This window comes from Pseudonocardia sediminis, from assembly GCF_004217185.1.
Taxonomy (GTDB): Bacteria; Actinomycetota; Actinomycetes; order Mycobacteriales; family Pseudonocardiaceae; genus Pseudonocardia; species Pseudonocardia sediminis.
The window spans coordinates 3,684,255-3,710,369 of sequence record NZ_SHKL01000001.1 but is presented as its reverse complement, the minus strand read 5'-3'; the positions used below and the strand labels follow the sequence as shown (position 1 = coordinate 3,710,369).

Here is a 26,115-nt window from a genome sequence, read left to right as displayed (position 1 = left end):
TCGCCCCGGCAGCGATATCCGCGCACGACCGGTTCTCACTCCGCGAAGTGCTCCCGCAGGATGTCGGTGACGACCTGCTCGCCCCGGGGCAGGACGGACCGGTTCACCGGGGGATGCGAGCCGAGGCCGGGGTCGACACCGCGAGCAGGGTTCAGGATGACGTCGACAGTGATCACGCCCGATCCTGTGGGCCCGGTCCCGGCGGCCACCGTCCACTCGTGGTCCTGCCCATAGCCGCTGATCCCGCTCTCGGTGTAGTGCACCTCGTGCCCGTCGATCGGGCCGGAGCGGCCGGTCGGGCGTGGAGCCGGTTCCGAGTCCGGTCCGAGCCGGTATCTGTCCGTTGCCGAGACCATGACATCGACCTCGTGCGATGCGTCGACGAAATGACAGAAGTCCCCGTAGATCGCGGGTTGCATCTGTGGGCCGAACCAGCGGTGTACCGCATGCTGCGCCAGCGCACACGTGTACGCGGTGTTGGCGTGGGACGCGGCCAGGATGTTGCGGGGTTGGCCGGGGAGAGTGACCTGTCGTGGAATCCGGCACTCCGGCACGGGCGCGTCGGCGCATGCACCGACAGGGTCGACGTCGGGTTCGTCCGGTGCGAACAGCCGGACCGGCCGGGCTGCCGGATCCGGGTTGGGCACGGTGGACAAGGCCGACGGGAGGCGGTCTCCCGCGCGGCGGGCAGTTGCGCAGTCGGGAGCGGTATCGGTCAGTGTGATCTGGGACCGCCCGGTCACCTCGACACCCGGATCACTGTGCTCGTCCGGCTGGGGAAGGGGCACCGTGACGATGCAGCCACTGTCCGATGCGTGAACACCGGCCCCTCCGGGAAGGTCGTCGTACTCGGCCGCCAGCGCGATCTCGTGCTCGGGGGCGACCAGCGCCGTACAACCGTCGACCGTCGACGTCCGGTGACCCATCCTCGGCTCCGTGCCGGGCCATCGGGTGGGCGCCTCCGGCACGACTGCAGCGAGCAGCATGCAGGCGTCGCCGGCCCCCAGCGGAGCCCGGGACCCGATCCTGATGGTCAGATCCGACCCGTCGCGCAGGTGTGGGACGGCCTTCTCGACCAGCCGGGTCACCGTCGAGCACGGATCGCTGCCGGGAGGAGAGCTCACCACGAGACGCAGCCCCATCCGGAACGTGACCGGCACGAACGCATCGCAGCCTGCGGGCATGTACCGGCCGTCCGGGTCCTCCGCCTGTAGGTAGGCCCGGACGCCACCGGCTACGACCGGGCGAGCGCGCCACTTCTCGCCGTCGGTGATCAGGGCACCGACCGATACCTCCGTCCAGATGCGTCCGGCCGAGGTCGCGCAGGTGTGCGGCGCCGTCGCTACCAGGTCACCCCGGACCGGACCTACAGCGTCGCCCATCGCCCTGGCCAGCAGGGCGCAGGCGTCCATCTGCCGCAGTGTGACGGTCATCGGCTCGATGCCGCGGTCCGGCCGGAACTGGGCCGGGGTCCCGGCGGCGTCGGGGTTCCCCAGGTCCTTCTCCCACGGCCGGGGGCTCAACGGCCCTCCGCGGATCGACGACAGCAGGACGGCGAGAGCCACCACCCCGCCGAGCACGGTCCATCCGCGCCGCTGGGCCCTGACCGATATCCCGGACTCGGTACGCACCTGTCGAGGCTGACAGCGTGGCGGGGAACCCAGCCGGGTCCGAGACCAAGTCGTTTGCAGCTGTGAACGTCGTCAGGACCGTCAGCCCGTCGCGGAACCGAACCGGCGGCCGACCAGGCGGGCCAGATAGGGCGCGACCATCAGCATCAGGATCACGCGCAGGACCTGCACCGCGACCACCGACGTCACGTCGACGCCGGAGGAGATCGCCGTCGCCAGGACCGCGTAGACCCCGCCCGGGGTGGTGGCGAGGTAGCCCTCCAGCAGGGTCATCCCGGTCGCCCAGGACAGCAGCAGGCCCAGCCCGGCGCACAGCGCGACCACGCCGAAGATCAGCCCGGTGGCCAGCGGCAGCACCCGGACGACGGTGCCGAGCGCCTCGCGGGTGAACCGCAGACCGGCCTGCCAGCCGATCACCGCGTACGCCACGTCGACCAGCAGGGACGGCACCGAGGCGTCGAACGAGAGCCCGGCCAGGCTCAGCGCCAGCGCGATCACCATCGGGCCGAGCAGCGACCCGGCCGGCACCCGGCTCAGGCGCGCCAGCGGGATCCCGACCGCGCAGCACACGACCGTGACGCCGAGCCCGATGTACCAGGGCGCGGTGCCCGTCCCGGCGTCCCCGCTCCCGCCGGACCCGACGTGCCCGGCCCCGAACACGAGCGCGGCGACGACCGGCATCGTCGCCGTCACCAGCCCGACGCGCAGGTACTGGATGACCGCGACCATCCGCTCGTCGCCGCCGAGCTCGCGGGTGATCGCGACCAGGCCGGACGCCCCGCCCGCGGTCAGCGCGAGCATCCCGGTCAGCGGCGAGACCCCACGCGCCACGCCCATCAGCAGGCCCGCGGCCATGCTCGCCACCAGCGTCCCGAGGCTGATCAGCAGGACCGGGAGCCAGTCGGCGGCGACGGTGGCGAGGGTGTCCGGACGCGCCAGGAGCCCGATGACGACGCCGATCACGGCCTGCGCCCCGGCCGTCGCCGGCTTCGCGACCCGGGACGGTCCCCGCCCGAGCAGCGCGAGCACGGTCGCGACCAACAGCCCGGCGAACAGGGCGGGGGACGGGACGTCGACGGCACCGAGCGCCACCGTCACGGCGACGGTGAGCAGGGCCAGCAGTGCCCACCGGCCCCAGGCGACGGCCCGCAGGCGCTCCCGCCGTCGTTCGGTCAGCACGCCCATCCCCCGAGCGTAGGCAGCCGCCCACTGGGCCGCCGAACCGCGAGCGATCTTTGCGCCGTGAAATCCCACACCCCGTCCCGGGTCCGGAGAGGGCACCATCGACCTTGACGACGACGTCGAGACAGCGGAGGTGGCGGGTGGGCGAGCACGCGGACGAGGTCGGGCTGGGCCCGGTGATCGCGGGTCTGACCGCGCCGGGCGGCGAGTTCGAGCTGGCGACCGAACAGGTGGACGGCCGCCCGATGCGCGTCTACCGGCGCGGTCCGCACACGCTGCGCGAGCTCGTCGTCGGCACCGAGGTGTTCGGCGACGCGACGTTCACAGTCTACCGGGGCGAGCGGCGGACCTACCGCGAGCACCTGACGCTCGTCGCCGGGCTGGCCCGCGCCCTGCTCCACGACCACGCTCTGACGCCGGGGGACCGGGTCGCGATCGCGATGCGCAATCTGCCGGAGTGGCCCGTCGTGTTCTTCGCCGCCCAGGTCGCCGGGCTGGTCGCGGTCCCGCTCAACGCCTGGTGGAGTGGCTCCGAGCTGGCCTGGGCCGTCGAGGACTCGGGCTCGCGCATGGTGGTCGCCGACACCGAACGGACCGATCTGCTCGCCGCGGAGGGGGTCCCGGCGGACGGCGTCGCGGTCGTCCGGGTCCGCGGGGACGGCCCCGCTCCGGAGGGCGTGCGCGAATGGGCCGACGTGGTCGAGGGGCTCGATCCCGCCGCGACGGTGCCGGAGGCCCGCGTCGGACCGGACGACGTCGCCACGATCCTCTACACCTCCGGCACCACCGGTCGTCCGAAGGGCGCGGTCGGGACCCACCGCAACCACTGCACGAACCTGCTCAACGTCGCCCTGCAGGGACGCGCCGGGTCACTGCTCGCCGGCACCACTCCGAGCACCGAGCCCGGGACGCTGCTGGCCTACCCGATGTTCCACATCGCCGGCATCAACGGCCTCGTCGGCGCCGTGCTGGGCGGGGCGAAGCTGGCGACGCTGCACCACTGGGACCCCGACACCGCCCGCGAGCTGGTCCGCGACGAGCGTCTGACCCGCACCGCCGGCGTGCCCTCGACAATGGCCGCGCTCGTCGACCAGGCCGCCGAGCACCCGGCCGACCTGGCGTCGCTGACCACGATCGGCATGGGCGGGGCGCCGATCCCGCCGGAGCTGGTCACCCGGATCGGGCGCGACCTCGGTGCCGGAGCCGCGAACGGCTACGGCCTCACCGAGACGACGTCCGCGATCTGCGCGAACTCCGGCCCGGACTACCAGGCCCACCCGGACAGCGTCGGACGACCGGCACCCGGGGCGGAGCTGCGCATCGCCACCGCCGACGGCGAGGGCCCGGACGCGGCCGAGGGCGAGATCGGCGAGCTGTGGTTCCGCGGGCCCAACATCGTCCGCGGCTACTGGAACAACCCCGACGCCGACGCGGCCGCCTTCGTCGACGGCTGGTTCCGCACCGGCGATCTCGGCCTCGTCCGCGATGGCTGGGTGTACGTGGTCGACCGGCTCAAGGACGTCGTGCTGCGCGGCGGCGAGAACGTCTACTCGGCGCAGGTGGAGTCGGCGATCCACGACGTGCCCGGCGTCGTCGAGGTCGCCGTCCTGGGTGTGCCGCACCCGACGCTGGGGGAGGAGGTGGCCGCGATCGTGCACGCCGAGCCCGGTGCCGCCCGCGACGACGACGCGATCCGCGCCGCCGTGACCGCCCGGGTCGGGGCCTTCGCCGCCCCGGCTCACGTGCACTGGTCCGACGAGCCCCTCCCGCGCACCGCCACCGGCAAGATCCGCAAGCGCGACCTGCGGACCACGCTGCCCGGCCCGGCCTGACCCCGGCCGTGCCGACGTCCCGCCCCCCCGACCTCACAGGGGGTCGGTGCACCTCACAGACCGTCCACGCCGTGTGAGGTGCACCCAACCGGTGTGAGGTGGGACCGGACTGTTCTCAGGAGTCCTGCAGCTCGCGGACGGCGGCGTCGGCCCGGTCGCGGGCGGTCTCGGCCGTGCGGGCGGCGCGGGCCGCCTCCTTCTCGGCGGAGGCGGTGGTGTGCGCCTCCTTGTTCGCCGTGCTCGCGTCGGTGCGCGCCTGCTCCAGGGCCTCGATCAGCTCGGTGACGCGGTCGCGGGCCTCGTCGCGGCGACGCTCGGCGGCCTCGGCCTCGGAACGCGCGGTCTCGTGACGCTCCTGCGCCTGTTCGGCGGCCTCGCGGGCGCGGTCGGCCTCGGCCCGCGCGGTCGCGAGCTCACGTTCCCGACGGCGCGCCTCGGCGTCGTCGGGGGTCTCTTCGTCGGAGCCCGAGCCGGACCCGCCGCCGGACCCGACGTCCCCCGAGCCCGGGCCCGGGCGGTCCCGGGCCGGGCGGGACGGCTTCGGCTCCGCGCCCTCGTCCGGCGCCGGGCCGAAGCCGGCGTGCTGCTCGGCCTTCACCAGACGTCCGGAGCGCACCCGCTCGGCCAGCTCGGCGTCGGCGAGGGCGGACTCGAGGATCGTCCGGACCTCCCGCTCCAGTGTGGAGTCGACCCGGTGCCCGGCCTCGCGCCCCAGGGCGGCGGCCTGCCGGGACAGCGCGCCGACCAGCTTGCTGCGCTGCGCGGAGATCGTCCGCAGTGCGCCGCCGTCGAGGGAGCGCTGGGCGTCGGCGAGGGTGTCGGCCAGGCCGAGCAGGCCCTCGACCTCGTCGCGGCGGTCGTGGACCAGCAGGTTCGTCAGCCACGCGGGCCGCGACGGGCGTCGCAGCGCCCCGATCGCCTTGGCCGCGTCCTTGTCACCGGCCTCCTTGGCCCGGGCGACGTGCGCGTCCCGCTCGGCGACGAAGTCCTCGGGCGCGAGCAGGTACAACTCCGCCTGCGCCTGCTCGACCGCGTCCACACCGCACACCCTGCCGCCCCACCGGTCCCGGCGCGAGCACCCCCGCCGCAACGACCGTGACCGTCGAGGCACGACACGCAACGAGGGTCACTCTCGTTCAGGCCCCGGACACGCGCGCACCCCCGCCGGAGGCCGACGGGGGTGCACGGGTGGCGGAGCGGGGGCTCAGCGCAGGCAGACGCTCGCGTCCGGCTCGACGGCGCGGAACGTGAAGCTCTCCTCCAGGTAGAGGTGCACCTCGTTCGCGTCGTGGTCGGAGTAGCCGATCGCCAGGTCCTGGCCGACGTCGAGCAGGAAGTCCCCGCCGCGCTGGCTGACGACGACGGCGCCGTCGAGGCCGTGCGCGCGCAGGATCTGCCCGCCGAGGATCCGGCTCAGGTGCTCGAACAGCGGGTAGCCGCCGTGCTCGGCGGTCTCCACGATCCGGGTGTAGCCCTCGGGCGCGATCGCCATCGCGTACGGGCCCTCGATACCGTTGCGGCGCAGCTGGTCCACCGCGCGGGCGACGACGCCGGGGTAGCCCTCCGGGTTGTCGCCCAGCGTCACCGCGTCGTACGGCGAAACGCCGGCGATGCCCTCGAAGCCGGCCTCGGGCCAGCCGTGGAAGATGGCGCGGTTCTCGATCGCGGCGGCCTCACGGGCGGCGCGGGCGAGGTCGTCGAACTCGGGGTCCTGGGCGCCGCGCTGCAGGTCGTCGATCTCGTCGCGGGAGACCGAGAACGGCACCCGGAACTCGGCGAGCGGCTGCACCCGGCGCAGGCGCGCCTTGATGCCGTCGACGGCCACGCCGGGCGGGGGCCCGTCGAGGCGCAGCGAGCGGCCGAGGTCGACCGAGGACGTCTGCCAGCCGGCGGTACCGGTCCAGTCCGCGAGACGGCGTCCGGCCAGCAGCGGCGTCAGGCGCTCGCGGGCCTCGTCGTCGATCGCCTTCCACGACGTCGTCGGGATCGGGGCCTTGTCCCGCATGAGGTGGTCATGAACAGCCACGTCTACTTCTCCTTCAAGCTGCCGATCCCGAGCCCGTCACGGGTCGGGTCGGGCGGGTCGATCTCGGCCTCGACCGCTTCGACGTACCCCTCGGGGTCCTTGTCGGAGTTGTCGAGGCCCTCGGTGGTGGGGTGGGCGTCGAGGAACTCGGTGAACTGCTGGCCGAGCGCGTCGCGCAGGCCGGTGGTGGCGTTGAGGCGGAAGTTGGCGAGGCCCTCGTTCTCCTCCTCGCCCATGTGCTCGTCGTTCGCACGACGGGCGCTCCACACCCCCTCCCACCACTGGCCGCTGCCGACCGGGCTGCGCTCGGCCTGGGCGACGCCGTCGCGGATCTCGTTGTGGTCCCCGATGGCGTCGAGGGTCTCGTCCTCGGGGTTCTCCCCGTGCTCGAGAAGGTGCGGGTAGAAGATCTTCTCCTCGGCGATGGCGTGCACGTCCAGACGCGCGGCCAGCGGTTCCCAGAGCCGGGAGAGCTCACGGGGACTGGAGTCGCGGGCCTGGAGCTCGTCGAGGGCCGCGAACTGACGACGGAACCAGTTGTGGTCGTCCAGGATCAGTGTGGTGATGTCGGGCACCGGCGCAGGTTACGACGGTACGGGGCAGTCGGCTCGGTGAATGACCGCCCGCCCGGGTGACCTGCGCCGGGCGCGCGCTCAGCTGAGGTTGGCGTAGGTCCCGACGATCGTGGCCCGGGCCAGCGTGTGGCCGAACATGTTGAACGCGAGGAACGTCGGCGTCGCGGTGGCCGGGACCTCCAGGCTCTCCACGTCCAGCGCGTGCACCACGACGTAGTAGCGGTGCGGGCCGTGTCCGGGCGGCGGGGCGGCACCCAGGTAGCGGGGCAGGCTCGCGTCGTTGGGCAGCTGGACGGCGCCGGAGGGGAGCGCCGACCCGGACTCGTCACCGGCGCCGGTGGGCAGCTCGGTCACCGAGGCGGGGATGTTGAACACGGCCCAGTGCCAGAACCCGGCGACGGTCGGGGCGTCCGGGTCGTAGACGGTGACGACGTAGGACTTCGTGCCTTCCGGAGCACCGCTCCAGGACAGCTGCGGGGAGACGTCCTCGCCGCCGGCACCGAAGATTCCGGACAGCTGCGGGGTGGACAGCGTGGCGCCGTCGGTGAGATCGGTGCTGGTGAGGTCGAACGACGGCACCTGGGGGAGCTCGTCGTAGGGATTGCGGGACATGGTTGTGCGCACCTCCGGTCCGGGGTGGACGGTCATGACCTGCGGGGCGGGCCCGCGGCCACCGGCGATCCTGGCACGGACGAACGGTCCGCGCCGATCCGGACCGCGGCCCCGGCCCCGGCCATTGATCCGGGTGACCCGAGGACCGGAGTGACACAGTGACCGGGTGCAGATCCTGTTGCTGGTCGTCGGCCTGATGCTGGCCGCGGTGCTGCTGGTCGGGGTGGGGGACCGGCTCCGGCTGCCGTGGCCGGCGCTGATGGTCGTGATCGGCGTGCTGGTGGCACTGGTCCCGGGGCTGCCGGACATGTTCACGCTCGAGCCCGACCTGATCCTGCCGCTGTTCCTGCCCCCGCTGCTGTTCGCCACCGCGCAGCGGACCTCGTGGGCGGTGTTCCGGGCCCGGTGGCGCTCGATCGCGCTGCTGGCCGTGGCGCTGGTCGTGGTCACGGTCGCCGCCGTCGCCGGGACGGCCACGCTCCTGATCCCCGGTATCGCGCTCACCGCGGCGGTCGCGCTCGGGGCCATGGTCGCGCCGCCGGACCCGGTCGCCGTCGAGGCGGTCGCGGGCACGGTCCGGATCCCGCGACGGCTGCTGTCGGTGCTGCAGAGCGAGGGGCTGTTCAACGACGCGACGGCTCTCGTGGTCTTCCAGGCCGCCGTGCTGGCCACGGTCAGCCGTGACGAGCTGAGCCCGGCGGGCCTGGGACTGCGGTTCGTCGCCGGGGCCCTGGGCGCGGTGCTGATCGGGCTGGCGGTGGCCTGGCTCGCCCAGAGCGTGCTCGCGCGCCTGACCGACACCACCGGCCGCAGCGCCCTGACCCTGGTGCTGCCGTTCGCCACCTACCTCGCCGCCGACGAGCTCGGCGCCTCCGGGGTGATCGCGGTCGTCGTGCTGGCCCTGCAGCTTCGCCGCAACGCCGACGCCGACGAGGCCGCCGAGCGCCTGACCCAGACCTCGATCTGGAACGTCGTCGAGCTGCTGGTCACCGGCATCGCGTTCGGCCTGATCGGGCTGGACCTGCGCCAGGTCCTGATCGACGCCGGCGACGACCTGCCCCGGATGCTCGGCCACGCCGTCGTCGTGTGCGCGGTGGTGATCGTCGTGCGGGCGGCGTGGATGACGATGGCGTGGCGGGTCGTGCGGCGCGGCAGCGACTCCTCGGCCGCACCCCGGACCGGCCGTGAGGCCGTCCTGCTCACGTGGTGCGGGATGCGCGGGCTGGCCACGCTCGCCCTGGCGTTGTCGCTGCCGCTGACCACCGCCGACGGGACGCCGTTCCCCGGCCGCACCGAGATCGTCCTGATCGCGGTGTCGGTGCTGTTCACGACGCTGCTGATCCCGGGGTTCACCCTGCCGCTGCTGGTCCGGGCACTGGGGGTGGACGCCGAGGCCGACGCCGAGAAGCAGGCCGAGAAGATGATCGTCCTGCGGGCGCGCCGCGCCGCGGTCGCCACGATGGAGTTCGAGCAGCAGGTCCAGGGTGTGCCCGACGACGTCGCGACCGGCATGCGCGAGCGGATGAAGCGGCTCGAGGGTGTGCTCAGCGGCGAACCGGCGAGCGAGGACGACCGTCAGCGCCTGGCCACGCTGCGCCGGACGCGGGAGCGGGTCAACACCGCCCAGGCCGCAGCGCTGTCCGCCGCCCGGGCCGAGGTGCTCGCGGCCCGCCGCGAGCCCGGCGTCGACCCGCAGGCCGTCGACCGGGTGCTGCGCCGCCTGGACCTGCGGACGGTCCTGCTGGACTGAGCCGGATCGTCGCCGGCAGGACGGTCAGCGCGGGCCGTAGACGATCACGACGTTGCCCCACGGGTCCTTCGCCACCGCACGGGTCTCGTGCGGGCCCGCCTCCGGCTCGCGCACGACCGACCCGCCGGCCGTCGTCACGGCCTGCAGTGCGGCCGCCACGTCGGCGACCTTGAACGACGCCGCGGCCACTCCCGCGGTCAGGTCCTCCTCCGGCCCGGCGAGGGCGAGCTTCGTGCCACCGCCCCCGTCGAGGGCGGCGTAGCGGTCGCCGTCGGTGAAAAGGGCCGGGAGCCCGAACGCGTCGGTGTAGAACGCGACCGCCGCCCCGACGTCACCGACGGGGTGGTGCACGTTGCCGATCTTCGCCGGGGCGTCCGAGGTGGGCTTGGTGGTGTCCGGCCCGGTCGGGCTGGGCAGGGTCTCGTCCGGCACGGCCGGCCTCCAGATGCTGGTGGAGCGGGTCGTGCGCGGATATCACCGCCATGGCGGTGATATCCGCGCACGGGGGGTCAGAACAGGCCGACGACCTCGCCGTGCTCGTCGAGGTCGATCGAGTGGGCGGCCGGGGTCGCGCCGAGGCCGGGCATGGTGCGCATGTCGCCGCAGATCGGGTAGACGAACCCGGCACCGACCGATGCCCGGACCTCCCGGACCGGCAGCCGCCAGCCCGTCGGGGCGCCCTTGAGTGCCGGGTCCGAGGAGATCGACAGGTGCGTCTTGGCGATGCAGACCGGGAGCGAGCCGAACCCGTTGGCCTCGTAGGAGTCGAGCTGCTTGGTCGCGGCCGGGGTGTAGTCGACGCCGTCCGCGCCGTACACCTTCGTCGCGACGGTCTCGATCTTCTCCTTGAGCGACGCCGAGTCCGGGTAGAGGAACGCGAACTGCGACGGCTCCTCCGCGGCCTCCGCGACGGCCTCGGCCAGGTCGGTGGCGCCGGCGCCGCCGTCGGCGAAGTGCGTGCAGACCGCCCAGCGTGCGCCCATCTCCTCGGCGATCGCCGCGATCGCGGCGTGCTCGGAGGGGTGGTCGGTGGGGAAGGCGTTGATCGCGACGACCGGGGAGACGCCGTGCAGGCGCATGTTCTCGATCTGCTTGCGCAGGTTCGCCCCGCCCGCGGTGACGTCGTCCGGGTTCTCGGCGAGCATCGCCTCCGGCAGCGGCTTGCCGGCCACGACCTTGAACTTGTCCGAGTGCGCCTTGAGCGCGCGCACCGTCGCCACGATCACGGCGGCGTCCGGGACCAGGCCCGAGGCCCGGCACTTGATGTTGAAGAACCGCTCGGCGCCCATGTCCGCGCCGAACCCGGCCTCGGTGATCAGGTACTCGCCGCTCCGGATGCCGACCAGGTCGGCGACGATGCTGGAGTTGCCGTGCGCGATGTTGCCGAACGGCCCGGCGTGCACCAGCGCGGGCGTGTTCTCCAGGGTCTGCATCAGGTTCGGGGCCAGCGCGTCGCGCATGATCGCCGCCATCGCCCCGGCGCCGCGGATGTCCTCCGAGGTCACCGGCTTGCCCTCGCCGGTGTAGCCCACGACGATCCGGCCCAGCCGCTCGCGCAGGTCGGTCAGCGACGTGGCCAGGGCCAGGATGGCCATCACCTCGCTGGCGGTGGTGATGTCGAACCCGGTCTCGCGGGGGACCCCGTCCACCCGCGTCCCGAGCCCGGTCACGATGTTGCGCAGGGCCCGGTCGTTGACGTCGAGCACGCGGCGCCAGGTGATCGAGTGCGGCTCGATCTCGGTCTCGTTGCCCTGGTAGAGGTGGTTGTCCAGGACCGCGGAGAGCATGTTGTGCGCCGCGGTGACGGCGTGGAAGTCGCCGGTCAGGTGCAGGTTGAGCTTCTCCATCGGCACGACCTGGGAGTAGCCACCGCCCGCGGCGCCGCCCTTGATGCCGAACGTCGGGCCCATCGAGGGCTGCCGCAGCGCGATCACGGCCTTGCGCCCGGTCCGCGCCATCGCCATGCCCAGGCCGACGGTGGTGGTCGTCTTGCCCTCGCCCAGCGGGGTCGGGGTGATCGCCGAGACGATGACGTACTTGGCCTTGGGACGGTCGGCCAGCGCCTCGATCGCGTCCAGGCGGACCTTCGCGACGTCGTTGCCGTAGGGCTCCAGCAGAGCGGGGTCCAGGCCCATCGCGCCGGCCACCTCGGTCGGTGGAAGCAGTCGGGCCGCCTTCGCGATCTGCAGGTCGTCCACGGGCTCTCCTCGTCGATGGTGGATCGGGGGTCGGATTCACCCTAGATCGTCGGACGCACTCGGGGGTGCCGAGAGGAAGCGGCGGGAGAGCGGAGACGCCGCTGACCAGGGGCGAACGTCCGTAACCGTTGCGCCACAGCTGCTGCGACGTCCCCGTCCGCATGCACGGAGCGCGGTACGTTGCCGTGACCTGGGTCACCGCAGTAGCGTCGGAGATCGGCCACGTTCGCGCGAGGCGTGACGACCGGCCGCCACACGATCGAACGACGTCATGGTCCCCGGTCCCCGGACCCGTGCGGAACACCGTGCACGCCGATCCGTCCATTCCCGCGTTCCCGCGCCGGTGTGCGGCCGCGTCGCCGGTCCGCGACCGAACGAGCCCGATCGACATCCGAGGAGCTCCCATGAGCGGATACGACCCGCGCACCGCCACCGGCATCCCGACCGAACCCGTGGGCTCCCTGCCCCGGCCGCAGAAGCTGCAGGACGCCTACGCGGCCTACGACGAGGGCTCGATCGACAAGCCGGATCTGGAGGCCGAGCAGGAGACGGCGGTCAAGGACACCCTCTCGCGCTACGAGGCGACCGGGTCACCGATCATCTCCGACGGCGAGCAGCGCTGGTCCTCCTTCGCCACCTACCCGATCACCGACACGCTCGCCGGGACCGGACTGGCCCCCTCGCTCGGGCCGGGCGGGCAGTTCTTCGCGATCTTCGCCGACGGTCACGGGCGTCAGCTGCCGAAACTGGAGCGCGGGCCGTTCCGGTACACCAACTACGCCGCCGACTCGCTGTCGCAGTCGATCCTGTTCGCCCACGCCCCGATGAAGCAGGCGGTGATCTCGCCGTCGATGCTCGCGCTGCTCTACCCGCTGAAGGACCCGGTGCCCGGCTACAGCCGCGAGGAGTTCGAGGCCACCCTGGTCGACGAGTGCGAGCGCGACATCCGCGCGGCGTTCGCGGCCGGTGCGGCGCGGGTGTCGGTGGACTTCACCGAGGGCCGTCTCGCCACCCGGGAGGACCCGCGCAATCCCTGGACCGGTGCCGGTCTGCTGCCGCACTTCATCGAGCTGATCAACGCCGTGATGGCCCGCTTCGACGCCGCCGAGCGGACGAACATCGGCGTCCACACCTGCCCGGGCGGCGACCGGGACTCGGTGCACTCCGCGGACGTGCCCTACGGCAACCTCCTGCCGGAGATGTTCCGGATCGACGCCGGCTACTTCCTCATCCAGTGCGCATCCGAGCGGGACAGGGACCCGGTCTACGAGGCGATCGGCAAGAACCTGCGGGCGGACGCCGCCGGGGTGGCCCAGATGGCCTACATCGGTGTCACCAACCCCGGCAACCCGCGGGTGGAGAGCGCGCAGGAGGTCACCGACCAGCTCGTCCGGGCCGCGAACTTCATCCCGGGTGAGCAGCTGGGCTCCACCGACGACTGCGGGTTCTCACCGTTCTCGATCGACGAGAAGCCCGACCACGGCTCGCCGGACTTCGCCCGTGAGGTGGCGTTCGAGAAGATCCGGAGCCGGGTCGACGGCACCCGCGACGCCGCGGAGATACTCGGCGTCGGCTGAGCGCCGGCGATCCGGTCCGGACTCAGGTGATGGTCAGGCCACCGTCGACGGGGACCGTCTGGCCGGTGAGGTACCCGCCGGCGTCGGAGGCCATGAAGACCAGCGCGGCGGTGAGCTCCTCGGGGTCGCCGATGCGGCCCATCGGGATGCGCTCGCTCATCCGGTCGAGATAGCCGTCCTTGTACTGGTCCGTCATCTCGGAGGCGAAGAAGCCGGGGGCGATCGCGTTCACCCGGATGCCCTTGCGGGTGCCCCACTGCTGGGCCAGGTCGCGGGTGAGCCCGATCAGGCCGGCCTTGCTCGCGGAGTAGGCGGCCTGGGGCAGCTCGGCGGTGGTCAGGCCGATCACGCTGGAGATGTTGACGATGCTCGACCCGGGCTGCATCACCTTGCCGCAGGCTTGCGCCATCCAGTAGCAGCCGTTCAGGTTCACGTCGATGACCTGCGTGAACTGCTCGGGCGTCTCCTTCGTGGCGGGGACGGCGGTACCGATGCCGGCGTTGTTGACGAGCACGTCGACGCGCCCGAAGTCCTCCATCGCCGCGTCGACGAGAGCCTGGCAGTCGGGCTGGCTGGCCACGTCGGTGGTCACGGCGAGAGCGCGGCGGCCCAGGCCCTCGACCATCGCGACGGTCTCGGCGAGCTTCTCGGCACGACGGGCGCCGAGCACGACGTCGGCGCCGGCCTCGGCCAGCCCCCGGGCGAAGGCGACCCCGAGGCCGGACGAGGCACCGGTGACGACGGCGACCTTGCCGTCGAGGCGGAAACGATCCATCACGGTCATGGCGCGCACCCTATGCGGCGGACCACCCGTGTCCCACATGGAGCTTTCGTGCGGTGCGGCCGCACGAAAGCTCCACGGGTGCGTCCTGGCCGGACGCGCGGGGCCGGTCAGGCCAGGGAGCGGCGCTTGCGGGCCACGACGGCCCGGTAGTGCAGCGGGGCGCGGGTCGTCGCGAGGCGGTGCTGGTAGGTCACCGCACCGAGCTCCTCGAGCTCACCGGAGGCCAGCAGCGACTTGATCAGGCCGGAGAAGCCGCTGGTGTCGGTGTCGGAGAGGAAGTCGGCACGCAGCGTGAACGCCAGCCACCCGTCGTCGCGGACCATGTCGAACGCGGCCCGGAAGGCCTCCGGCGGGATGTCGCCGAAGCCGAGCGCGGCCACGCAGGCCAGGGCGTCGAAGCCGCCGCCCGCGATCTCGTCCGCGGCACCGGGCTCGAGGTCGGTGAGATCCACCACGCGGTAGTCGTCGTAGACCTCGGGACGGTCACGCAGAGCGGCGTCCTTCGCCTCGGCGATGATGTCGACACCCACGACCTTGCTGATGCCGCGGGCACGCAGCTCCTCGGCCACGATGCCGTTGCCGGCGCCGACGTCGAGCACCCGCAGGCTCCCCGGGTCGACGTTCTCCCCGGCCAGCTGCTCGGCGAGCAGGTCGCACACCACCGGCGGCGACTGGCACTGCAGGACCTCGTAGAACAGCCGCTCGTAGAGGCCGGGCACCTGGTAGATGTCGGAGTAGTCGTGGAAGCGCAGTTCGCGCCAGCCCGAACCGTCGTCGACGAGGCACCACTCGACGTCCTGCTCGTAGCTCTGGGTCGCGTCGGGGAGGGCGAGACGGAAAGCGGGGGCGGATCGTGCATCGGCCATGAGGGGACCTTCCTGGTCGAAGACGGGGGCGGCAGCTCGATGCTGCGACGCGGTCGGCGGGGTTCCGGCCGGCGGGTCGCGTGCACAGCGACGCGACTCACGGTAGTCGAGGAAGGGGCCCGGTGCGGGTGAGCAATACCGCTCCCTGCGCTGCGCACAGGCCTTGCGGGAATGACACGATCAGCTCCTGAGTCCGCACCGGAGGGTGCCGGGCACCGATGGATGCATTGCCGAAACACCGAGGAGAAGCACGCAATGACGCAGTCGCAGACCCGTACCGCGATCGTGACCGGCTCGGCCCGGGGGATCGGCGCGGCGACCGCCGTCCGCCTGGCGGCCGACGGTTTCGCGGTGGGCGTGGTGGACCTCGAGGAGTCCGCCACCAAGGCCACCGTGGAGACGATCGAGGCGGCCGGCGGGAAGGCGCTCGGCGTCGGCGCGGACGTGTCCGACGCGACCGCCGTGCAGAACGCCGTCGACACCGTCGCCGAGAAGCTCGGCCCGCCGACCGTGCTGATCAACAACGCCGGCATCACCAAGGACAACCTGCTGTTCAAGATGACCGAGAACGACTGGGACGCCGTCATGGGCGTGCACCTGCGCGGCTCGTTCCTGATGACCAAGGCCGTCCAGAAGCACATGGTGGACGCGAAGTGGGGCCGGGTGGTCAACCTGTCCTCGACCTCGGCGCTGGGCAACCGCGGCCAGGCGAACTACTCCACGGCCAAGGCCGGCCTGCAGGGCTTCACCAAGACCCTGGCCATCGAGCTGGGCAAGTTCGGCGTCACCGCCAACTGCATCGCCCCCGGGTTCATCGCCAGCGAGATGACCAAGGCCACCGCCGAGCGCCTCGGCGTGGACTGGGAGGAGTTCAAGTCCTCGCGCGCCAAGGAGATCCCGGTGCAGCGTCCCGGGCTGCCGGAGGACATCGCCAACATGGTCTCGTTCTTCGCGAACGAGGCCTCGGGCTTCGTCTCCGGTCAGGTCATCTACGTGGCCGGCGGCCCGAAGGCCTGAGTCGGCCCGCGACGTGAGGCAGCGGCTCTGAGAGGTACTTGCAGGACGACGCGGCGGCGTTGATCGTGGCCCCGTGACGAGCACACTGCGGGCACCCCTGCTGCTGCCCCCGCCCAGCGGGCCGGACCGGTTGTTCCGGGTCGGCCCGCTGCGGGTCGAGGACTCACCGGGACCGGACCCGATCGGCCGGGACACCGTGGTCGCCGCGACCATGGTGTCCGGGCCGTGGTGCCTCGGGCCGGACGGCCGTCCCGGCGTCGGTGCGCTCTGCGTGCTCCTCGACGCCGTGCTGGGTCAGGCGACGATCGTCGGTCGCCCGGACGGGCACTGGCCGGTCACCACGGAGATGACCGTCGACCTGTGCGGACCGATCCCCGGTGACGGTGGCGAGGTCACGGTGCGGGCGTGGGTGGTCGAGGCGGGGGACCGCGCCGTCCTGGCCCGCGGCGACGTCCTGGGCCCGCGCGGCGAGCTGATCGGCGTCGGCACCGAGTGGGGCCGGTTCCTCCCCGAGGTCCCCGACCTCGACTCCCTCGCCGACCCCGACGCGGGCACCGCCCCGCCGGACGGGGACGCCGCCGCCGTCCTGGGGGTGACGTTCCCGGACCGCTCGTCGGCGACCCCGGACGGGGTCGCCGAGCAGGGCCCGACGCTCGTCCTGCCCGGCTCGGCCGCACTGGCCAACGAGCGCGACACCATGCACGGCGGCATCCTCGCCGCGGTGAGCGAGCTGGCCGCCGTCGCGGCGCTGCCGGGGCCCGCCGAGCGGCCGCTGGCGACGGGGTCGCTGCACGTCACCTACCTGCGCCCGGCCGGTCTGGACGCCCCGACCACGGTCGAGGCCGACGTCGTGCACGCCGGGCGGTCCTTCGGCGTGGTGCGTACCGACGTCCGGAACGCCGCCGGGAAGCTCGCCGCCGCGGCGACCGTCACCCGCCGCGCTCTGGACTAGTTTCGACGTCGAGCGAGCAGGGAGGCGGAAGGGCGATGACGGTGCACCCGATGACCAGTGAGGCGTTGTCCGACGAGGTGGTGGCCAGCGTCGGGAACGCGCCAGCGCGGACCCGGGAGGTGCTGCAGGCGTTGCTGCGGCATCTCCACGCGTTCGCCGCGGAGGTGAACCTGACGACGGCGGAGTGGGAGGCCGGGATCGACTTCCTGACCCGCGCCGGGCACATCACCGACGACGAGCGCCAGGAGTTCATCCTGCTCTCCGACGTGCTGGGGCTGTCCATGCAGGTCGTGGGCCTCAACGCGGCCGAGGACCCGCGGGCCACCGAGTCCACGGTGTTCGGGCCGTTCTTCGTGGAGAAGACCCCGCACGTCGGGCTCGGCGACGACATCGCCGCCGGCGCCCCCGGCGAGCCCTGCTGGATCGACGGCACCGTCACCGACGTGCACGGGGCCCCGATCGCGGGAGCGCGGGTCGACATCTGGGAGACCGACGGCGACGGCGTCTACGACGTGCAGTACGGCGACTCCCGCACCGCCGCCCGCGGCTACCTGGTCACCGGCGACGACGGCCGCTACGCGTTCTGGTCGCTGCGCCCGGTCGCCTACTCGATCCCGGCCGACGGCCCGGTCGGGGACCTGCTCTCGGCGACGGGACGGCGCACCATGCGCCCGGCCCACGTCCACCTGCGCGTGACCGCCGACGGGTACCGCCAGCTCGTCACGCACGTGTTCGACCGCACGGACCCCTACATCGCCGAGGACGCCGTGTTCGGCGTGAAGGAGTCGTTGATCGTGGACTTCGAGCCGCAGTCCCCCGGGACCGGTCCGGGCGGGCGGGAACTGGACTCGACCTGGTACCGGGTGTCCTACGACCTCGTCCTGGCCGACGCGTGAGCGCCCCGGTGGTGGTCGAGACCGACGTCCTCGTCGTCGGCACCGGCCCGGCGGGAGCGGCCGCCGCACTGGCGCTGGCCACCTACGGCGTCGAGCACATCGTCGTCACCAAGTACCGGTGGACGGCGAACACCCCGCGGGCGCACATCACCAACCAGCGCACCGTGGAGATCTTCCGCGACCTCGGGATCGAGGACGAGGTGATCGCGCAGGGCACGCCGAACGAGCTGATGGGCGACACCGTGTTCTGCACCTCGCTCGTCGGCGAGGAGATCGGGCGCGTCCGCACCTGGGGCACCCACCCGTCGCGGCACGCGGAGTACACCCTGGCGAGCCCGTCTCGGCACTGCGACCTGCCGCAGACGCTGCTGGAGCCGATCGTCGTCGGCGCGGCCGCGTCGCGAGGGAGCCGGATCCGGTTCGACACCGAGTACCTGGGCTTCGTCCAGGACGACGACGGCGTCACCGCGAGCGTCCGGGACCGGATCACCGGCGCGGAGTACACGATCCGCGCGAAGTACCTGATCGGTGCTGACGGGGCGCGCAGCACCGTCGCCGCGGACGCCGGTCTGCCGTTCACCGGCGAGATGGACGTCGCCGGCAGCATGAACATCGTCTTCGACGCCGACCTGTCCGGGCTGGTCGCGCACCGCCCGAGCATCCTCTACTGGGTGCTGCAGCCGGGCTCGGACATCGGCGGCATCGGGATGGGCGTCGTCCGGGCGGTGAAGCCGTGGACGCAGTGGCTCGCGATCTGGGGCTACGACATCGCCGCCCCGCCGCCGGAGATGAACGACGAAGCCGCCACGAAGATCGTCCACGACCTGCTCGGCGACGACTCGGTCCCGGTCACCATCCGCGGGTACTCGTTGTGGGGCAACAACAAGTGCTACGCCACGAGCTACCGCTCCGGGCGCGTGTTCTGCGCCGGGGACGCGGTGCACCGGCACCCGCCGTCGAACGGTCTGGGGTCCAACACCTCCATCCAGGACTCCTACAACCTGGCCTGGAAGCTGGCCCTGGTGCTGCGCGGCGCGGCGGGGGAGTCGCTGCTGGACAGCTACGAGGCCGAGCGGACCCCGATCGGCGAGCAGATCGTGCTGCGCGCCAACAAGTCCATCGAGGAGTTCGGGCCGATCTTCGAAGCGCTGGGGCTGACCTCGACGGACGACCCGGACCTCATGGAACGCCACATGGCGGCCCGGTTCGACGACACCACCGAGGCGGCCGCGCAGCGCGAGGCCCTGCGCAAGGCGCTCGAGCTCAAGAACTACGAGTTCAACGCCCACGGCGTCGAGATGAACCACCGCTACCGCTCGGGCGCCGTCGTCCCGGACGGCACGGAGGAACCGGCGTTCGACCGGGACCCCGAGCTGCACCACCACCCGACGACCTGGCCGGGCGCCCGTCTGCCGCACTGCTGGCTGGGCCGTGACGGGCACCGGGTCAGCACCCACGACCTGGCGGGCAAGGGCAGGTTCGCGCTGTTCACCGGCATCTCGGGGCAGCGGTGGGCGGTCGCGGCCGAGCAGGTCGCGACGGACCTGGGCATCGAGCTGGTCGCGCACGTGATCGGGCCGGGCCGGGAGCACACCGACCTCTACGACGACTGGGCGCGGGTGCGCGAGGTCGCCGAGGACGGCTGCGTGCTCGTCCGCCCGGACACCCACGTCGCGTGGCGGGCCCACGACCTGGCCGACGATCCCGCCGCGGCCCTGACCGACGTCCTGCGCCGGGTGCTGCACCGCTGACCGCGCACGACGGACACGAACGGCCCCGATCCACCCGGATCGGGGCCGTTCGGCGTCGAGCGGGGTCAGGCGTTCGAGGGGACCTCGACGACCGCCCAGCCCGGGAGGTCCTCCTGGCCGGGGACCGGCACCGGGTCACCGCTGAGGTTGACCATCAGGACGTTGCCGTCGGTGTCGCGGAACGCGGTGAGCGGGCTGCCCTGGGCGCGCCCGAACTCGACGTTGCCGTCGCGCAGGCGGGGCACCAGCCAGGCCCAGGCCTCGGTCAGCGGCGTCGCCTGCCCGCCGTCGGACTCCGTCGCCGGCGTCCAGAGCGAGGAGTACTCGAGGTCGGAGCTGCCCTCCGGGCCCCAGAGCAGCGCACCCTCGGCCCCGGAGCGGGCCATCGCCGAGATCGCGGCCAGGGTGCTCACGGCGCTGGCCGGCTTGTCGTAGCCGGCCTCGGCCCCGGCCGGGACGTTGGCGTAGAACTCGGCCCACCAGATCGGGAGCTGGGTCCGCTGCTTGATCCAGTCGTTGACGACGGCGAACTTCTGCGCGCCGACGTCGACCGGGCTGATCGCGTCCTGCACACCCTTGTTGGTGGTCGAGCCGTCGACGACGATGAAGTCCGCGCCGACGTTGTTCTTGATCCAGTACTCCAGGACGTCGAGCGGGCGCTTGTCCAGCGCGCCCCACACCCCGGTGACGGTCGAGGCGTCCGAGGAGCCGGCGGGGACGCTGTTGGTCACCACGTACGGCCCGCCGACCTTGACGTCCGGCCGCGCGGCCTTCACGGCCTTGTAGACCTCGTTGTAGAACGCGGTGTAGCCCTCGTAGTCCCAGCGGTTCTCGGCCTCGTTGTAGAAGCCCTTGAGCTCGTTCCACACCATCACGCGGTCGACCTGCGGGTAGCGCTTGACGGCCTCCGCGGCGAGCTTCGCGTAGTCGGCGAAGTGCTCCGGGGTCGGCGCCTTCTCCAGCTGCGACCAGTCGGTCTGGCCGGGCTGACCGCCCTTCATCCAGTCCGGGGAGCAGCAGAGCGTCATCATCGCCTTGCCGTTGGTCTCCTTGGTCAGCTCCATCCGGCGGTCCAGCGACGACCAGTCGTACTCGCCCGGGGCCGGCTCGGGGTTGAGCGTGCCGAAGCCCATCAGGTGGTGGTTCTGGTACTCCTCGCCGGACCCGGAGAGGATCTCGGTGCCGCGCTGGCGGGCCTCGGCCGGCTCGGTGTCGTCGAGGCTGTTCTTGGTGTGGGTCACACCGATGTCGGTGGGGCCGGTCTGCTTGCGCCAGGCCCACCCCTGCGAGAGGTCGACGGCCTTCGCCGAGGCCTGCTCGGCCGACGTCGGCTGGGTGGGGGTGGAGCCCGGGTCGGAGCCGGTGGAGCAGGAGGCCAGCGCCAGCACCGCCACCAGCAGCGCCGCGATCGCGGGTACCCGCCTCGACGGGGACGAGGTCGGGCGGGGGTGGGGTGACGCACGCACGGGGGGAACCTCACGATTCGCAGGTGGTTCGGTCGGGTCCCGTCCTGGCTCGCCGCGGGGACTGCCGGCCGGGTGATCTCTACAGTGGCACCGAGCTCCTGTGATCGGGCTGAGAGACCGGCACCGCTCCTGTCAAGAGGCGTTCGGAGCAGGGTAGGGGGTCGGATCGCCCGCTCGGCGCGCGGCTCCGTCGTCGCCGTACAGCCGCTTGTCGCGCAGTGTGACGACGGTGTCGGCGCGCCGGAGACACGCCGGATCGTGCGTGATCAACAGCACCGAGCGGCCGGCGGACGCCGTCAGCAGATCGTCCAGGACGGCGTCGCGGGTGTCGGGGTCCAGGTGCGCGGTGGGCTCGTCGAGCACCAGCAGGGCCGGGTCGGTGAGCAGCGCACGGGCGAGTGCGAGGCGCCGGCGCATCCCGCCCGAGAGGCGCATCCCGTGCGCGCCGACCCCGTGGTCGAGGTCCAGCGCGGCGAGGCCGACCCGGTCCAGGACCGAGCGCAGCTCCGGGTCGGTCGCGTCCGGGCGGGCCAGGCGGACGTTCTCCCGGACCGTCGAGTCGAACACGTGCGGATCCTGCGGGACGCCGCTGACCGCGGCCCGCACCGCGTAGGGCGAGTGCGCCAGGAGGTCGGCGCCGCCGAGGGTGACCGTGCCGGACTCCGGGTCGAGGAACCGGAACAGGACCGAGGCCAGCGTCGACTTCCCGGAGCCGCTGGCCCCGACGAGCGCGACGTGCGCGCCGGCCGGGACATCGAGGTCGAGGCCGTCGAGGACGAGCGGGTTCGGCTCCTCCGCCTCGTCCCTCGTCACACCGTCCCCTGCCACCTCGACCCCCGCCGCTCGGTCCACCCCGTCCTGCGCCGCCCCGTCCCCGGGAAGCTCGTCGCCGACCAGGTGCTCCGGGCGGTGCCGGACCCGGAGGCCACGGATCCGCAGGTCGCCGCGGGCCGGGATCGGCTCGTCGTCGTCGGGCACGGCGCGCACCGCCGGTTCGACGGCCAGCACCCCGCCCAGGCGGTCCAGCCCCGACCGGACCGTGCCCAGGCGTGCCGCCGCGCCCGGCAGCGGTGCGACGACCTCGAACGCGGCCAGCGCCGTCAGGACCAGGACGGCCAGCGGGATCGGGCCCAGCGTGCCGCCGGCCACCGCGGTCACGCCGAGCAGCAGCGACCCGGCCAGCGTCAGGCCCGCGACCAGCGAGAACGCTCCCGCGCCGAGGCCCAGCAGGCGGGCGTCGCGGCGGGCGACGCGGGTGAGGTCGTCGTCGGCGCGCCGGACGGCGTCCGCGGCGCGGTCCATCGCCCCGTAGGCGATGAGGTCCGGGGCGCCGTGCAGGACGTCGACCAGGGCGGTCGACAGTTCCGAGCGGGCCCGCGCGGTACGTTCCGCGGGACGACGTCCGGCCGCGGCGGCCAGGGCCGGGACGGCGAGCCCGGCCAGCAGCAGTCCGGCCGCCAACAGCGCCCCGCCGGGCAACAGCAACGCGCCGGAGAGCAGGACCGCACCCGAGCCGGCGAGCGCGGCGGCCACCGGCGGGGCCAGGCCGCGGACGACGAGGTCCTGCACCGAGTCGGTGTCGGTGACCAGGCGGCTGACCAGGTCGCCGGAGCGGAACCGGCGGACCGGCTCGGTCGCGGCGAGGCGGGCGTAGACGCGGTCGCGGGCGTCGGCCAGTGCCCGCAGGGCCGCGTCGTGGGTGACGAGACGTTCGGCGTAGCGGGCCACGCCGCGTCCGACGCCGAGCGCCCGGGTCAGGACGACGGCGACGCTCAGCGCGGTGATCGGGGGGTGGGTGGCGGCGGTCGCGATCAGCCACGCGGCGAGGCTGAGCAGCCCGGCGCCGCAGGCGGTGGCGACCGCGCCGAACAGGGCTCCGGCCAGGATCTGCCGGGCCCGTGGACGCAGGACGGCGGTGACGAGCGACCGTGCCGGGGACCCGGTCATCGTGGTGCTCCTGCCTCGTCGTCGGCGGCGGTGTCCCTGGCGGTGTCGGCGGCGGTGCCGGTGGGCGCGTGCACGACGCCGTCGCGGACGGTCAGGGTGCGGTCGACCAGGTCGGTCCAGCCGTCGTCGTGGGCGACGACCAGGGCGGTGCGGCCGCGGAGCAGCAGCGCCGCGGAGGCCCGGACGGCGGCGGCCGAGTCGGGGTCCAGGTGCGCGGTCGGCTCGTCGAGCAGGACGAGTGGGGCGTCGCGCAGGAAGGCCCGGGCCAGGGCGACCCGCTGCCGTTCCCCGGAGGACAGCCGGGCCCCGTTCTCGCCCAGCGGGGTGTCGTAGCCCTGCGGGAGGCGGGCCACGACGGCGTCCAGCCCGGCCTGCTCGGCGGCCCGGCGGACGGCCTCGAGCGGGGCGTCCGGTTCGCCGAGGCGGACGTTGTCGGCGACCGACCCGGCGAACAGGTGGGGATGCTGCGGCACCCAGGCCACGGTGCGGCGCCAGTCGTCCGGGTCGAGGTCGCGCAGGTCGGTGCCGCCGGCCCGGACGGAGCCCGACCCGACGTCGACGAAGCGCAGCAGCACCGAGACCAGCGTGCTCTTGCCGGCCCCGCTCGGGCCCCGGAGCAGCACGGACTCGCCCGCCGCGACGTCGAACGACGCGTCCCGCACCGCCGGCTCGGCCGCGCCCGGGTACCGCACGACCACGCGGTCGAACTCCAGCGCGGTGGCGACTCCGGTCGATCGAGCGTCACGTTCCTGCTGCTCGGTCGACCACATCGTGACGCTCGACGGCGCCGGATCAGCAGTATGCGATCGGGCGTCACGTTCCGGTCGCACGCTCCGCCGTTTCGTGACGCTCAACGGTGCGGCGCCGTCGTGGGTCGGAGCGCCGGGGCCGTCGACCACGGCGAAGACGTGCCGGGCGGCGGCGACGCCCTCCATGCTGGCGTGGAAACGGGCGCCGACCTCGCGCAGCGGCAGGTAGGCCTCCGGGGCGAGGATCAGCACGAGCAGCGCCGTCTCCAGGTCCAGGTTGCCGTAGAGAAGGCGCAGCCCGACCTCGACCGCGACCAGCGCGACCGCCAGCGTGGCGAGCACCTCGAGCACGAACGCCGACAGGAACGCGACCCGCAGCGTGCCCATCGTGGCCCGCCGGTGCTCGTCGGTGGTCTCCCGGACCTTGCCCGCGACGGCCTGCGCCCGCCGGAACAGGGCGAGCGTCGGGAGTCCTTGCACGACGTCGAGGAAGTGCCCACCCAGACGCGAGAGCAGCTGCCACTGCCGCTCGGTGCGGGCCCGGGTGTGCATCCCGACCAGCGCCATGAAGATCGGGATCAACGGCAGCGTCAGGCCGATGACCAGCGCCGACACCCAGTCCGCGTCGGCGATCACGATCAGCACCGCGACCGGCACGAGCACGGCCAGGACGAGCTGGGGCAGGTAGCGGGCGAAGTAGTCGTCGAGGGCGTCGAGGCCGCGGGTGGCCAGCGTGACGAGCTCGCCGGCGTTGCGCCCGGCCAGGTCCGGGGGCCCGGTCGTCAGGCGGTCCACGAGCTGACGCCGCAGCTGGGACTTGGCCCGGGCGGCACTGCGGAGCGCGGCGGTCTCTGCTCCGTAGGCCAGTACCGCCCGGACCAAGGCCACCCCGGCGACGAGCGCGACCAGCGTCGTCAGGGTGATCATGTCCGCACCGTCGGTGGCCCCGGCGACGGTGCGGGCGAGCAACCAGGCCTGGGCGAGGATCAGGCCGGTCAGGGCGAGGCCGCACGCGGTGGCCACGAGGAGGTGGTTGCGCACCGCGCTCGCGGTGCGCAACAGGCGCGGGTCGACCGGCGGCCCGGGCGCCTGCGCGGCAGGGTCCAGCGCCACCGGGCCCGGCGCCATTGAGTCCGGCGCCACCGGGTCCGGCGGCAGTGGCCCCGGGGCGGCCGGACGGGTGGACGCGTCGAGAGGGGCGTCAGGGCTGTCCGGAGCGGGATCGACGACCGTGACGTCCCGCTCGGCGTCGACGGGCCCGGCGGGCCGGGTCACGACAGGCCGGCCGGGTCGGGCGCCGGCTCCACCCGCTCACCGACCAGGCGCTTGCGGAAGACCCAGTAGCTCCAGGCCTGGTAACCGATCACCAGCGGCAGGAACACCGCGGCGACCCAGGTCATGACCGTCAGCGTGTACGGCGCCGACGCGGCCCCGGCGACGTCGAGGGTCAGGGCCGGGTCGGTCGTCGAGATCAGGAGCTGCGGGAACAGCGACCCGAAGATCACCACGGCCAGGCCGGCGACGGTCGCGGCCGTGGCGGTGAACGCCCATCCCTCCCGGCCCCGGTGCACCGCACCGACGGCCAGGGCGAGCGCGGCGACGGTCGCCAGGGCGACCCAGACCGTCCACGTCGTCTCCCGCAGGAACAGCGTCCAGCCGAGGAACGCCGCCAGGAGCACCAGCACCGGGACCGACATCCGCACGGCCAGGGCGCGGGCCCGGTACCGGACCGGGCCGTCGGTCTTCAGGGTGAGGAACACCGCGCCGTGCAGGACGAACAGCGCGACCGTCAGCAGACCGCCGAGGAGCGCGTAGCCGTCGAACAGGTCGGTGAACCCGGCGTCGACGATGCCGACCCCCAGCGTCCCGGGGACCATCGGCAGGCCGCGGACGAGGTTGGCGACGACCAGACCCCAGACGAAGGCGGGCAGGAACGACCCGACGGCGATGCAGGCGTCCCAGCGGGCGCGCCACCGGGCGTCGTCGACCTTCTCCCGGTACTCCAGCGCGACCCCGCGCACGATCAGGCCGAGCAGCACCGCGAGCACCAGCAGGTATAAGCCGGAGAACATCGAGGCGTACCAGGCCGGGAACGCCGCGAACATGGCGCCGACGGCGGCGATCAGCCACACCTCGTTGCCGTCCCAGACGGGCCCGATCGCGCCGAGCATCACCTTCCGGTCGTCCTCGCGCCGGGCCAGCGGGCGCAGCAGCATCCCGACGCCGAAGTCGAAGCCCTCCAGCACCAGGTAGCCGGTCCAGAGGATCGCGACGGCGACGAACCACACGACGGGGAGATCCATG

21 protein-coding genes are annotated in these 26,115 nt (G+C 73.2%); 7 read left to right on the top strand and 14 right to left on the bottom strand.

All coding sequences use genetic code 11. The features are described from left to right. Nucleotides 1-35 precede the first annotated feature (35 nt). Both EV383_RS17095 and EV383_RS17090 read right to left on the bottom strand, forming a co-directional pair. The gene (locus EV383_RS17095; RefSeq protein WP_130290836.1) at nt 36-1,631 is read right to left on the bottom strand and encodes a hypothetical protein; all 1,596 of its coding nucleotides are present in this window, start codon (nt 1,629-1,631) and stop codon (nt 36-38) included. Nucleotides 1,632-1,712: 81 nt separating this feature from the next. Further along, nucleotides 1,713-2,816, bottom strand: coding sequence for an AbrB family transcriptional regulator (locus EV383_RS17090; protein ID WP_130290835.1), 1,104 nt, complete (start codon nt 2,814-2,816; stop codon nt 1,713-1,715). Between the two features lie 137 nt (nt 2,817-2,953). On the opposite strand from EV383_RS17090, the gene EV383_RS17085 reads away from it, so the two are divergent. Then, nucleotides 2,954-4,645, top strand: coding sequence for a class I adenylate-forming enzyme family protein (locus tag EV383_RS17085; RefSeq protein WP_130290834.1), 1,692 nt, complete (start codon nt 2,954-2,956; stop codon nt 4,643-4,645). Between the two features lie 115 nt (nt 4,646-4,760). Here the strand turns inward: EV383_RS17085 and EV383_RS17080 are convergent, their stop codons facing one another. The 4 genes from EV383_RS17080 to EV383_RS17065 all read right to left on the bottom strand — a co-directional run bounded on the left by EV383_RS17080 (nt 4,761) and on the right by EV383_RS17065 (nt 7,858). Further along, nucleotides 4,761-5,684 carry a hypothetical protein gene (locus EV383_RS17080; RefSeq protein ID WP_130290833.1) on the bottom strand — a complete coding sequence of 308 codons (924 nt, stop codon included), beginning with the start codon at nt 5,682-5,684 and terminating at the stop codon, nt 4,761-4,763. Nucleotides 5,685-5,849: 165 nt separating this feature from the next. Then, entirely contained in the window at nt 5,850-6,671 is an 822-nt protein-coding gene (locus EV383_RS17075) for a family 1 encapsulin nanocompartment shell protein (RefSeq protein WP_242623155.1), read from the bottom strand. 2 nt (nt 6,672-6,673) lie between these two features. After that, nucleotides 6,674-7,246: a hemerythrin domain-containing protein gene (locus EV383_RS17070; protein WP_130290832.1), complete on the bottom strand. Its 573-nt coding sequence runs from the start codon at nt 7,244-7,246 to the stop codon at nt 6,674-6,676. 78 nt (nt 7,247-7,324) lie between these two features. Continuing rightward, entirely contained in the window at nt 7,325-7,858 is a 534-nt protein-coding gene (locus EV383_RS17065; RefSeq protein WP_130290831.1) for a YbhB/YbcL family Raf kinase inhibitor-like protein, read from the bottom strand. 166 nt (nt 7,859-8,024) lie between these two features. Here EV383_RS17065 and EV383_RS17060 point away from each other — a divergent pair, with 166 nt between their 5' ends. Then, on the top strand, nt 8,025-9,608 hold the full coding sequence (locus EV383_RS17060; protein ID WP_130290830.1) for a Na+/H+ antiporter: 1,584 nt from the start codon (nt 8,025-8,027) through the stop codon (nt 9,606-9,608). A 24-nt stretch (nt 9,609-9,632) separates the two neighbouring features. Here the strand turns inward: EV383_RS17060 and EV383_RS17055 are convergent, their stop codons facing one another. Together EV383_RS17055 and EV383_RS17050 are read right to left on the bottom strand one after the other, a co-directional pair. Next, nucleotides 9,633-10,040, bottom strand: coding sequence for a VOC family protein (locus EV383_RS17055; RefSeq protein WP_242623154.1), 408 nt, complete (start codon nt 10,038-10,040; stop codon nt 9,633-9,635). Between the two features lie 77 nt (nt 10,041-10,117). Then, entirely contained in the window at nt 10,118-11,806 is a 1,689-nt protein-coding gene (locus tag EV383_RS17050; RefSeq protein WP_130290829.1) for a formate--tetrahydrofolate ligase, read from the bottom strand. A 404-nt stretch (nt 11,807-12,210) separates the two neighbouring features. Between EV383_RS17050 and EV383_RS17045 the strand changes: the two genes are divergently transcribed. Continuing rightward, on the top strand, nt 12,211-13,383 hold the full coding sequence (locus tag EV383_RS17045) for a uroporphyrinogen decarboxylase/cobalamine-independent methonine synthase family protein (RefSeq protein ID WP_130290828.1): 1,173 nt from the start codon (nt 12,211-12,213) through the stop codon (nt 13,381-13,383). Between the two features lie 22 nt (nt 13,384-13,405). Here the strand turns inward: EV383_RS17045 and EV383_RS17040 are convergent, their stop codons facing one another. Next, complete coding sequence (locus tag EV383_RS17040) at nt 13,406-14,167, bottom strand: SDR family NAD(P)-dependent oxidoreductase (protein ID WP_130290827.1); 762 nt, start codon at nt 14,165-14,167, stop codon at nt 13,406-13,408. A 107-nt stretch (nt 14,168-14,274) separates the two neighbouring features. Beyond that, nucleotides 14,275-15,033, bottom strand: coding sequence for a class I SAM-dependent DNA methyltransferase (locus EV383_RS17035; protein ID WP_130290826.1), 759 nt, complete (start codon nt 15,031-15,033; stop codon nt 14,275-14,277). Nucleotides 15,034-15,288: 255 nt separating this feature from the next. Here EV383_RS17035 and fabG point away from each other — a divergent pair, with 255 nt between their 5' ends. From fabG to EV383_RS17015, 4 genes are all read left to right on the top strand, one after another. Then, nucleotides 15,289-16,050 carry a 3-oxoacyl-ACP reductase FabG gene (fabG, locus tag EV383_RS17030; RefSeq protein ID WP_130290825.1) on the top strand — a complete coding sequence of 254 codons (762 nt, stop codon included), beginning with the start codon at nt 15,289-15,291 and terminating at the stop codon, nt 16,048-16,050. Between the two features lie 73 nt (nt 16,051-16,123). Continuing rightward, on the top strand, nt 16,124-17,002 hold the full coding sequence (locus tag EV383_RS17025) for a PaaI family thioesterase (protein ID WP_130290824.1): 879 nt from the start codon (nt 16,124-16,126) through the stop codon (nt 17,000-17,002). Between the two features lie 50 nt (nt 17,003-17,052). Then, nucleotides 17,053-17,898, top strand: coding sequence for a dioxygenase family protein (locus EV383_RS17020; protein WP_130290823.1), 846 nt, complete (start codon nt 17,053-17,055; stop codon nt 17,896-17,898). Then, nucleotides 17,895-19,649 (top strand): FAD-dependent oxidoreductase, encoded by a 1,755-nt coding sequence (locus EV383_RS17015; protein ID WP_130290822.1) that lies wholly within the window; start codon nt 17,895-17,897, stop codon nt 19,647-19,649. The genes EV383_RS17020 and EV383_RS17015 overlap by 4 nt, the downstream gene beginning before the upstream one ends. A 65-nt stretch (nt 19,650-19,714) precedes the next feature. On the opposite strand, the gene EV383_RS17010 is transcribed toward EV383_RS17015, so the two are convergent. The 4 genes from EV383_RS17010 to cydB form a co-directional block, all read right to left on the bottom strand. Further along, nucleotides 19,715-21,115: a GH39 family glycosyl hydrolase gene (locus EV383_RS17010; protein ID WP_130290821.1), complete on the bottom strand. Its 1,401-nt coding sequence runs from the start codon at nt 21,113-21,115 to the stop codon at nt 19,715-19,717. 132 nt (nt 21,116-21,247) lie between these two features. Continuing rightward, nucleotides 21,248-23,062: an amino acid ABC transporter ATP-binding/permease protein gene (locus EV383_RS17005; RefSeq protein WP_130290820.1), complete on the bottom strand. Its 1,815-nt coding sequence runs from the start codon at nt 23,060-23,062 to the stop codon at nt 21,248-21,250. Then, a complete protein-coding gene (cydD, locus tag EV383_RS17000; RefSeq protein ID WP_242623153.1) occupies nt 23,059-25,086 on the bottom strand; it encodes a thiol reductant ABC exporter subunit CydD in 2,028 nt (675 codons plus the stop codon). Before cydD ends, EV383_RS17005 begins: the two co-directional genes overlap by 4 nt. Further along, nucleotides 25,083-26,114, bottom strand: coding sequence for a cytochrome d ubiquinol oxidase subunit II (gene cydB, locus EV383_RS16995; RefSeq protein ID WP_130290819.1), 1,032 nt, complete (start codon nt 26,112-26,114; stop codon nt 25,083-25,085). The genes cydD and cydB overlap by 4 nt, the downstream gene beginning before the upstream one ends. Nucleotide 26,115 lies beyond the last annotated feature (1 nt).

Bases quoted from the DNA above. Each gene is read 5' to 3' on its own strand.
- EV383_RS17090 (WP_130290835.1), bottom strand. From the start codon at position 2,816: ATGGGCGTGCTGACCGAACGACGGCGGGAGCGCCTGCGGGCCGTCGCC.
- EV383_RS17065 (WP_130290831.1), bottom strand. From the start codon at position 7,858: ATGTCCCGCAATCCCTACGACGAGCTCCCCCAGGTGCCGTCGTTCGAC.
- EV383_RS17045 (WP_130290828.1), top strand. From the start codon at position 12,211: ATGAGCGGATACGACCCGCGCACCGCCACCGGCATCCCGACCGAACCC.
- EV383_RS17040 (WP_130290827.1), bottom strand. From the start codon at position 14,167: ATGACCGTGATGGATCGTTTCCGCCTCGACGGCAAGGTCGCCGTCGTC.
- EV383_RS17035 (WP_130290826.1), bottom strand. From the start codon at position 15,033: ATGGCCGATGCACGATCCGCCCCCGCTTTCCGTCTCGCCCTCCCCGAC.
- fabG (WP_130290825.1), top strand. From the start codon at position 15,289: ATGACGCAGTCGCAGACCCGTACCGCGATCGTGACCGGCTCGGCCCGG.
- EV383_RS17020 (WP_130290823.1), top strand. From the start codon at position 17,053: ATGACCAGTGAGGCGTTGTCCGACGAGGTGGTGGCCAGCGTCGGGAAC.
- EV383_RS17005 (WP_130290820.1), bottom strand. From the start codon at position 23,062: ATGACCGGGTCCCCGGCACGGTCGCTCGTCACCGCCGTCCTGCGTCCA.
- cydB (WP_130290819.1), bottom strand. From the start codon at position 26,114: ATGGATCTCCCCGTCGTGTGGTTCGTCGCCGTCGCGATCCTCTGGACC.